This is a genomic window from Candidatus Eremiobacteraceae bacterium, assembly GCA_036511855.1.
GTDB lineage: Bacteria > Vulcanimicrobiota > Vulcanimicrobiia > Eremiobacterales > Eremiobacteraceae > JABCYQ01.
The window spans coordinates 22481-32181 of the sequence record DATCBN010000003.1 but is presented as its reverse complement, the minus strand read 5'-3'; the positions used below and the strand labels follow the sequence as shown (position 1 = coordinate 32181).

Below are 9701 nucleotides of genomic sequence, written 5' to 3'. Positions count from 1 at the left end.
GACGGCCACGACACGGCGGGCCTCACTATTCCCCAAGCGAGCGCGCTCCTGCGCGGAAAAGCCGGCACCTCGGTCAACCTGGTCGTGCAGCGGCCGGGCACGGCGGCTCCGATCACCATTGCGTTGAAGCGCAATTTCGTGCGCACGCCAAGCGTGCTCGCGCGCATGCTGACCGGGAGCATAGGCTACGTGCAAATTCTGGTCTTCGGCTCGAGCACGGGTCAAGAGATGAACGAAGCGCTCGCGCGGCTGGACAAAGACGGCGCCGTGGGCTACATCCTCGATCTTCGCAATAACGGCGGCGGCTATCTCAACGCGGCCGTCGACGTGTCATCAAAGTTCATTCCCGAGGGGCCGATCGTGTCGATCGACAGCCGCTCGAAACCGCTGACCACGTTCGATGCCGATGACACCGCGGTCGCACCGCGGCCGCTCGTGGTGCTGGTGAACGGCAACACGGCAAGCGCTTCTGAGATCACGTCGGGCGCCATCCAGGATAGCGGCGCGGGCGTCATCTTGGGCAGCCGCACATTCGGCAAAGGCGTCGTGCAGACGGTGTATCCGTTGCCGGACGGCAGCGCGATAAAGATCACGACGGCGCGCTATCTCACCCCGAACGGCCACGACCTCAATGCCGTCGGCATCGATCCCGACGTCGCGGTTCCCGATGTCGACATTCAGAGCGTCGGACAACTCGAAACCGATGGTCAACTGCGGCGCGCCGTAGAGATCGTGCGCTCGCAATTGGCGGCATCGCCCCTGCCGGCAGTTCCCACCTCGAGCGGCGCAGGCATCTAAGCCGCATCGCACTAAAATCCGTCTTCGAATGACGAAGGACGCGCTCGCTCGCCCGGCCGCGGTGTGGACGCCTACACCCGCTGCCATCGAATCGGCAAATCTCACCGCCGCCATGCGGGCGCTCGGCGCCGACAGCCTTGAGAACCTCTGGGCAATGGCGCGCACCGACATCGCCGGGTTCTATCACCGCCTCCTCGCCCACATCGGACTTGCGTGGTTCGAGCCGTATTCCACGACGCTCGACCTCTCGCGTGGGCCGGAGTTCGCCAACTGGTTCGTCGGCGGGCGCTACAACGCGTCCTACAACTGTTTGGACAAGCATGTGTTGGCAGGTCGCGGCGATGACGAGGCGCTCGTTTGGGAAGGTGAGCGCGGACCGTCTCGGAGTTTCACGTTCAAGGAGTTGCTGACCGAGGTTTGCCGTCTTTCGGCAGGTCTGCGCACGCTGGGTGTGAGCAAAGGCGATCGCGTGGGCATCTACATGCCGCTCGTTCCCGAGACGGCCATCGCGCTCTTGGCCATCGGCCGGATCGGCGCCGTCGCCGTGCCCGCGTTTTCCGGCTATGCGGCGCCCGCGCTGGTCTCGCGTCTCGACGATGCCCGCGCCAAGACGCTTTTGACGGTGCACTCCACCTCGCGCCGCGGCAAGCCGGTGGATATGCTGTCGGCCGCGCTTGCTGCGGCGAATGAAGTGTCGAGCATCGAGCATGTGGTCGTGTTGGGCGGCTCCTCAGGTGGTGCGGCCGATGGACGGCGCTATCGCGTCGTAGATTGGGTTGGGCTCACCGCAGGCCAGCCGGATTTCTTTGAGGCCGAGCGCACCGCTGCAAACGACCCCTATCTCTTGCTCTACACATCTGGCTCCACCGGAAAACCCAAAGGTGCCGTGCACGGCCATGCGGGCTTTCCGGTCAAAGTGCAGATCGATCAGTATCTTTGCTTTGACGTCAAGCCGCGCGACCGCATGCTGTGGTTCACCGACATGGGCTGGATGATGGGGCCCTTCCTCGTGTTGGGCGCGCTTGGTCTCGGCGCCGCCATCGTGCTCTTCGACGGAACGCCCGACCATCCCAGGCCGGATCGCCTGTGGGAAGTGGTGGCGCGCCACAAGGCCACGCATCTCGGCATCGCGCCCACCGCGATCCGCGCGCTCATGGCGCACGGCGACGATCATCCGCACAATCACGACCTTTCAAGCTTGCGCATCCTCGGGTCGAGCGGTGAAGCGTGGAACCCCGAGCCGTACAAGTGGTTCTCGCATCACGTCGGCGGTGACCGCTGCCCGATCATCAATTATTCCGGCGGCACAGAGATCAGCGGCGGCATCTTGGGCTGCTTCCCCGTGCGTCCACTTGTGCCGTGCGCATTCCACGGGCCCGTACCTGGCATGGACGCCGACGTCATCGATAGTAACGGCGCTTCAGTGCGCGGCGCGGTCGGCGAGCTGTGCATACGGCAGCCGTGGCCAGGCATGACGCAATCGTTTTGGCACGACGACGAACGCTATCTGCAGACCTACTGGAATCGCATACCCGGCGTTTGGGTTCACGGCGATTGGTGCAGCGTCGACGCGGACGGCTACTGGTTTATCCTCGGACGCTCGGATGATACGATCAACGTCGCCGGCAAGCGCGTGGGTCCGGCGGAGTACGAAAGCGCGTTGGTCGCGCATCCGGCGGTGAAAGAGGCCGCGGCGGTTTCGGTGCCCGACGACGTGAAAGGCGAATCGGTCGTCTGCCTTGCTGTGCTGCGATCGAACAATGCGCCCACAGAGGAACTTCGCGCGGCGCTCGTCTCGCTCTGCGCGAAAAATCTGGGCAAGGCGCTTGCGCCGAAGGCTGTGAAATTCGTGGCCGATCTTCCGCACACTCGCAACGGCAAGATGATGCGGCGCGTCGCGCGCGCGCGCTATCTCAAGCTCGCGTCGCTCGGCGATCTCTCCGCGCTGGAAAACCCGGCATCGCTTGAGGCCATCGATGCCGCGCACTGACGAGAAGCATCCGTTCCTGGAGGCGCTCGCGCACCGGGTGCTGGTGTTCGACGGCTCGATGGGCGCGACGCTGCAAGCCTTGAACCTGACGGCGGCCGATTTCGGCGGCAAGGAAGGCTGCAACGATCACCTGTCGCTCACCAAGCCAGATGCGGTGCGCGCCGTGCACCTGTCGTTTTTGGATGCCGGCGCCGATGCGCTCGAGACCAACACGTTTCAGGCCACGCGATTGAAGCTCGACGAATACGGTTTGGGCGATTCCATGCGCGAACACAACATCGCCTCGGTGCGCTTGGCGCGCGAACTCGCCGACGCGTACACCGCGCGCGATCCGTCGAAGCCGCGATTTGTCGTGGGCTCGCTCGGGCCAACCGGCATGCTGCCTTCCGCGAACGATCCGTCGCTTTCGAAACTGACGTACGCGGATCTGTACGCCGTCTACCACGAGCAAGCGGAGGCGCTGCTCGAAGGTGGAGTCGACGCGCTGCTCGTCGAGACCCAGCAGGACATATTGGAGACTCGAGCCGCCGTCACGGCGTGCGCTCGGGCTGCCGCTGCATATGCGGAATCGACCGGCCGCCCGCGGCCGGCGGTGATGGCGTCGGTTTCTTTGGACACGCAAGGGCGCATGCTGCTGGGCACCGACATCGCGGCGGTCAACGCCATCCTCGAAGCGCTGCCATGCGACGTGGTCGGCATGAATTGCAGCACCGGCCCGGACTACATGCGCGATGCGGTCCGCTACCTCGCGCAACATTCATCGAAGTACATCTCGTGCATACCCAATGCCGGCATTCCGCGCAACGAGGGCGGGCTCGCCATCTATCCGCTCGAGCCGGCGGGGATGCGCGATCAATTGCGCGCGTTCGTCGCCGAATTCGGCGCCAACATCGTCGGCGGCTGCTGCGGGTCCGGCCCGGAGCATATCCGCCTTTTGGTGGAAGCGACGGCAGATTTGCACCCGCGCACCCCCAAGCCGCATCCCGCGCAAGAGATCGCAAGCGCGATGACCTCGCTTGCTCTAGAGCAAGAGCCCAGGCCGCTCATCGTCGGCGAGCGGCTCAACGCGCAAGGCAGCCGCAAGGTCAAGCGCCTGATCCTTTCCGACGACTACGACGCATTGGTGGAGGTCGCGCGCGAACAGGTCTCGGGCGGCGCGCACGCGCTCGACGTCTGCATGGCCCTCACCGAGCGCGAAGGCGAAGACACCGCCATGGCCGAGGTCGTGAAACGCCTCGAATTGTCGGTCGAAGCGCCGCTCATGATCGACAGCACCGAAGCCCGCGTCATCAAGCGCGCGCTTGAGACCAATCCGGGCCGCGCCATCATCAATTCCGTCAATCTGGAGAACGGCCGCAGCCGGATCGACGACGTGTTGCCGCTCGCCATCGAGCATGGCGCCGCGGTGGTGGCGTTGACCATCGAAAAGTCGGTCGGCATGGCGAAGACGATCGAAGACAAGGTGCTGGTAGCGCGCCAGATCGAGGCTATGTGCTGCGGCGAGTACGGGCTGCCGCGCGGGCGCCTGATCTTCGACGTGCTCACCTTCACGCTGGCCACCGGACAGCCCGAATATCTCGACGCCGGCGTCAACACGATCGAAGGCATCCGTGCGGTTAAAGAGGCGCTGCCCGGCGTGCTCACCGTGCTCGGCGTTTCGAACATCTCGTTCGGGTTGAATCCGGCTGCGCGCGCGGTGATTAACAGCGTGTTCCTCTATCACTGCGTGGAGGCGGGCCTCGATCTGGCCATCGTCAACCCGAAGGACATCACGCCGTACGCGCTGATCATGCAAGACGAACGCGCGCTGGTCGAGGACCTGATTTTCAATCGGCACCCCGAAGCCCTGCAGCGCGTCATCGCCCGCTACGAAGGCGTCAGCGCGGCGTCTACCAACGGCGCGATTGACGACGATGATTCACATCTGCCTGTCAACGAGCGCATCCACCGCCGCATTCTGCACCGCAAGAAAGAAGGCATCGAGGCGCTGCTGGACCAGGCACTTGAAACGCAATCGCCCGTAGATGTGCTGAACGGCGTGCTATTGGGCGCGATGAAGGATGTGGGCGACAAGTTCGGCGCCGGCGAGCTCATCCTACCGTTCGTGCTGCAGTCGGCCGAGGTGATGAAGAAGGCCGTCTCGCACGTCGAAAAGTTCTTGGAGAAAAATGACTCGTACACCAAAGGCACGGTCGTGCTCGCTACGGTTTTTGGCGACGTTCACGACATCGGCAAGAACTTGGTGCACACGATTCTTTCGAACAACGGCTACACTGTCCACGATCTCGGCAAACAGGTGCCCGTGACCTCGATCATCGCGAAAGCGGTTGAAGTGAACGCCGACGCCATCGGGCTCTCAGCGCTGCTCGTCTCCACCTCCAAGCAGATGCCGCTTTGCCTTCAGGACCTGCATCGCGACGGTCACCGCTATCCCGTTATCGTCGGAGGCGCAGCGATCAATCGGGCGTATGTCCAGCGGATCGGGTTCGTCGATCCCGACACCTATTACGCTCCCGGCGTGTTCTACGCGAAGGACGCGTTCGAAGGGCTCGCGCTGATGGATACCCTGCAAAATCCGGCGAAGCGCGAGGATTTGCGCACGACGACCGAGGCCGGCGCGCGGGCAGCGGTCGCAAAGCGCGCTGCGCGGGTCGTGCCGTCCGCGAGTGCCGATTTGCCGGCGCGATCTTCGGTCGCTAAGGACTCGCCCATTCCAAAAGCGCCGTTTTGGGGCGCGCGCGAGTTGCGTGATATCAGTCTTGCCGAGGTGTTCCGCACGCTCGACGTGCGTTCGCTCTATCGCCTGCAGTGGGGCGCGAAAAGCGCGAAGGGCGATGCGTGGCGCGCTTTGCTGCACGACGAATTCCGGCCGCGATTCGAGCGGATGAAGACGGAAGCTTTGGCTACGGGCTGGCTCCAGCCACAATCCGTCTACGGATATTTTCCGGCGGCGGCCGACGGCGACGAACTCGTGCTGTTCCAACCCAACGATCCGGCGATCGAACTAGCGCGCTTCTCGTTTCCGCGACAACCCGCAATGCCGCGGCTGTGCATCAGCGATTATTTCCGGGGCGTCGACGAAGAGCGGCGCGACGTCGTCGGATTCCAAGCGGTCACCGTGGGCGCAGAGGCGACCGAACGCTACGCGCGGCTGCAGGCCGCCGGCGAGTATTCAGAAGCGCTTTACGTGCACGGTCTCGCCGTCGAGTGCGCCGAGGGCCTGGCCGAACTCGTGCATCGCCACATGCGCCGCGAACTGGGGCTGCCCGCAGGGCAAGGCAAACGATATTCGTGGGGCTATCCCGCGTGTCCGAACATCGAGGATCACCGGATATTCTTCGGCTTCATGCCGTGCGAGAAGATCGGCCTCGCCATCACCGAGGCGAGTCAACTTGTGCCGGAACAGTCCACCGTCGCGATCGTGATACACCACCCCGAAGCCACGTACTTCTCCGCCCTCGGCGCCGGCGAAAGCGTCCTAACCGCCAGCCTGGGTTAATCGTGTTCGAGGGCATCCTGTACTAGGGCAAGCATCGCTTGCCCCGTCGATCCTGTAGGAGGGCAAGCATCGCTTGCCCATGGGACCTGAATCCGCTCATCGTTCGCGTCCCTAGTCGTCGACATCATTTGTTATTGGTCGTCGTCGCCGTCGCTTGATGACGACGCGGCTCACGTCGGTTTTCGTCGCGAACCTCTACATGACTCCGGCCGCCAGGGCGCCCGGCTCTGCCCTCGGCCCGGGGAGCGCCCCTCTGAGCGTCGAAAAAACTCGCTCAAATTGGGAATGTCGGTTTAGGAGAATGAAATGAATAGATTCTTCGGGATGACCCTTGCCGTGATCGGCTTGCTCGGGTCATTCGTGACGCTTTCGTCGGCTGCCGGCGGAACGGCGGCGCCCCTGGCCGGTCTGCACTATCTCGTCGGATCGTGGAACTGCACGTACCGCGCGGGAGCGGTAAACTTTGTCTACGATGCCACGTACGCTTACGAGCGCGACGGCCACACGTTGCGGGAGATCGCTTCCTGGGCGGGTGGCGGCGACGAAGAATTAGTCGCGTATGACGCGCAGCACAGCCGCTGGACGGCGGTCGTTCTCGACGACCAAACCGTCACGATCATGCGCGCGACCGGCAGCGATCCGAACCACATCGCCTACCGAAGCGTCTACCCCGACACAAGCATCGCCGTAACGTTCGATCGCATCTCGGCGGCAAAGTACACGCTGCACGGAACGGTGCGCTCAGGTGGTAAAACGATCACTTCCGTCGATACCTGCTTGCGCGGCGCGCATTAGGCGCGGTGCGCTCCCGCCTTCGTCCGGCGAACGCGGGCTTAGCGCGGTTCATCACTGCAAGGCGGTGACTTATTCCGTGTGGGGCCGACTTTTATGGTCGGCGGTGCCGATTTGAAAATGTAGGAGGGCAAGCATCGCTTGCCCTACGGTAATCAAACAAGGCCACGAAGTAGAACGTGTAACGACGGTCCCTTGTTTGTATCGACTATCGAAATGTAAGCAACTTCTTTGTCGGGCCGCTTTGGCTGATCGAGACCGAAGTTCACTTTTGTCACGCAAGCGCAGCGACCGCGCTGTCGACGTCGGCCTCCGAATTGTAGATGTGGAATGAAACGCGCGTCCGTCCGGCGCGTACGGATGCGCGGATTCCCTTGGCCATCAATCGTTCGAGGCTATTGCCGGAAGTCACATACACGATCGGCGATACCGGGGCTGCCAGGCCCATCTTATCGCAGAATCGCCGCGCGAGCCGCATGTCGTGCGCTTCGATGACCTCCACACCGATCTCGGAGATGACATCGAGAGAAGTAGCCGTTCCGACCCAAGAGAACCACGCCGGCGACGTGTCGATTCTTCGCGCCGTGTTTTTAGAAATGCGATTGGGCAATCCAAATAGATTGTTGTTCGGATCGTCAGTCGCCCACCAACCTGCGTGCAACGGAATGATCGACTGCAGGCGATCGCTGCGCACCGCCATGAACGCGCTGCCGCGCGGCGAGAGCAGCCATTTATACGCATGACATATGTAGAAGTCGATCTTGCTCGCATCGGTGGGAAGCCATCCGCACGATTGCGTCGCGTCGACACACAGCAATGTTTTGGTGCGAGCGCATTTTTCGCTCAATCCCTGGAGATCTGCGACCTCACCACTAAATGCCTGAACGTGACTGACGACGACGATTGCGTAGGACTCACTGAGCGCATCGACGAGCCTTGCTAGGGGGACGGCGTCCACGGCGACGCCGCGGCCGCCGTGAACGGTGAATGGAAACAGCGTCGATGCGAAATCGTTTTCTGCCGTCAATACTCGCGCACCGTCGGGCAACGAAGCAGCGACAAGGCCGATGAGCTCGGATACAGTGGCTCCGCAGGCGACAGACTCGGGCTTTACGTTGACCAATCTGGCAAACGTCCTGCGCGCGTGTTCTGTACTCGCTTCCCACTCGTCTTCGTTCGTGCGTCCGATCCGCCAGTCCGCAAGCGCGGCCGCGGTTGCCTCATATGCGGTCTTGGGGGGCAAGCCGTAGGTTGCCGTATTGAGGTAGACGCCGTGTTGTTCCCATTGGTCAGCAAAATCGTGCATCGAGGCCGACCTTACTCACGGCACCGTGCGCCGACCTTTTTTGCACATGAAGAAGGCCGGCCATAAAGGCCGGCCCCACACCAAAAAACGGGGCAAGCGATGCTTGCCCTAGTACAGTTGCCCTCCTACAGAACAGAATTGCTTCATTTCCCGAGGATGTGGCGGCCGATCACGATGCGCTGGATCTGCTGCGTGCCCTCGTATATCTGCGTGATCTTCGCGTCGCGCATCATGCGCTCCACCGGGTACTCGGTCATGTAGCCGTAGCCGCCGACCAACTGCACGGCATCGGTGCTCACCCGCATCGCGACGTCGCCGCATTTGAGCTTGCAGAGCGCGCCCCAGTACGTGACGTCGTCGGCGCCGGCATCGCAGCGTCGTGCAGCTTCGTAAAGCAGCAGCCGCGCGGATTGCACGTCCAAATCCATGTCGGCGATCATCCACTGCAAGCCCTGTTGCTTCGAGAGCGGTTTGCCGAACGCGACTCGTTCCTGGATGTACTTGGCGGCGAAATCGAGCGCGCCTTGCGCGATGCCGAGCGCCTGAGCCGCGATTCCTGGCCGCGATTTATCGAGCGTCTTCATCGCGATGCCGAAACCTTGGCCCTCTGCGCCGAGCAGCCGGTCGGCGGGAATGCGGCAATCTGTGAGCACGACTTCGTTGGTTGGCGAACCCTTGATGCCCATCTTATGCTCGACCTTGCCGAGCTTGAATCCGGGATCGTCGGTATGACAGATGAACGCGGACGTGCCCTTCGAGCCGAGCTCTTTGTTCGTCACGGCGAACACGATGCAAATATCTGCAACAGCCACGTTGGTGATGAACACCTTCGTGCCGTTGAGCACGTATTGATCGCCTTGCCGGATCGCCGTCGTCCGCATGTTGGCCGCGTCGGACCCGGACGTGGCTTCGGAGAGCGCATACGAAGCCATCCACTCACCCGTCGCGAGCTTTGGCAGATACTTTTTCTTCTGTTCGGGCGTGCCCGCGATCATGATCGGCAACCCGCCCAGCTCTTGGACGGCGATGATGAGACCGGATGTGGCACACGCTTTGCTGACTTCTTCGACCACCTTAACGTATGTGGTGAACGAGCCCAAACCGCCGTATTCTTCCGGGAACGGCACGCTGAACAGTTCGTTTTCGGCGAAGACATCGCGGATGTCTTTGGGGTAGATGCCGGTCGCGTCTATTTCAGCCGCGCGCGGCGCCACTTTTTCGGCGGTGATCCGGCGTACCGTGTCGAGGATCATGCGCTCCATCTCGAGCGCTTCGGCGTTGCGTTCCGGTGCGAGCATGTGGTCTTGTCTCCCGAT

Annotated in this window: 6 protein-coding genes; 4 read left to right on the top strand and 2 right to left on the bottom strand. The window is 62.6% G+C overall.

All coding sequences use genetic code 11. The annotated features are described in order from the left end of the window. The 4 genes from VII69_00260 to VII69_00245 all read left to right on the top strand — a co-directional run. On the top strand, positions 1–798 hold a 798-nt coding region (locus VII69_00260; GenBank protein HEY5093528.1), incomplete at its 5' end, for a S41 family peptidase. Positions 799–826: 28 nt separating this feature from the next. Beyond that, positions 827–2788, top strand: coding sequence for an AMP-binding protein (locus VII69_00255; GenBank protein ID HEY5093527.1), 1962 nt, complete (start codon positions 827–829; stop codon positions 2786–2788). After that, a complete protein-coding gene (gene metH, locus VII69_00250) occupies positions 2775–6287 on the top strand; it encodes a methionine synthase (GenBank protein ID HEY5093526.1) in 3513 nt (1170 codons plus the stop codon). Before VII69_00255 ends, metH begins: the two co-directional genes overlap by 14 nt. Before the next feature lie 306 nt (positions 6288–6593). Next, entirely contained in the window at positions 6594–7082 is a 489-nt protein-coding gene (locus tag VII69_00245; GenBank protein HEY5093525.1) for a hypothetical protein, read from the top strand. A gap of 271 nt (positions 7083–7353) precedes the next feature. On the opposite strand, the gene VII69_00240 is transcribed toward VII69_00245, so the two are convergent. Together VII69_00240 and VII69_00235 are read right to left on the bottom strand one after the other, a co-directional pair. Beyond that, the gene (locus VII69_00240; GenBank protein HEY5093524.1) at positions 7354–8385 is read right to left on the bottom strand and encodes an aminotransferase class V-fold PLP-dependent enzyme; all 1032 of its coding nucleotides are present in this window, start codon (positions 8383–8385) and stop codon (positions 7354–7356) included. A gap of 143 nt (positions 8386–8528) precedes the next feature. Beyond that, a complete protein-coding gene (locus VII69_00235; protein HEY5093523.1) occupies positions 8529–9683 on the bottom strand; it encodes an acyl-CoA dehydrogenase family protein in 1155 nt (384 codons plus the stop codon). Positions 9684–9701 lie beyond the last annotated feature (18 nt).

Bases quoted from the DNA above. Each gene is read 5' to 3' on its own strand.
- VII69_00235 (HEY5093523.1), bottom strand. From the start codon at position 9,683: ATGCTCGCACCGGAACGCAACGCCGAAGCGCTCGAGATGGAGCGCATG.
- VII69_00240 (HEY5093524.1), bottom strand. From the start codon at position 8,385: ATGCACGATTTTGCTGACCAATGGGAACAACACGGCGTCTACCTCAAT.
- VII69_00255 (HEY5093527.1), top strand. From the start codon at position 827: ATGACGAAGGACGCGCTCGCTCGCCCGGCCGCGGTGTGGACGCCTACA.
- VII69_00245 (HEY5093525.1), top strand. From the start codon at position 6,594: ATGAATAGATTCTTCGGGATGACCCTTGCCGTGATCGGCTTGCTCGGG.
- metH (HEY5093526.1), top strand. From the start codon at position 2,775: ATGCCGCGCACTGACGAGAAGCATCCGTTCCTGGAGGCGCTCGCGCAC.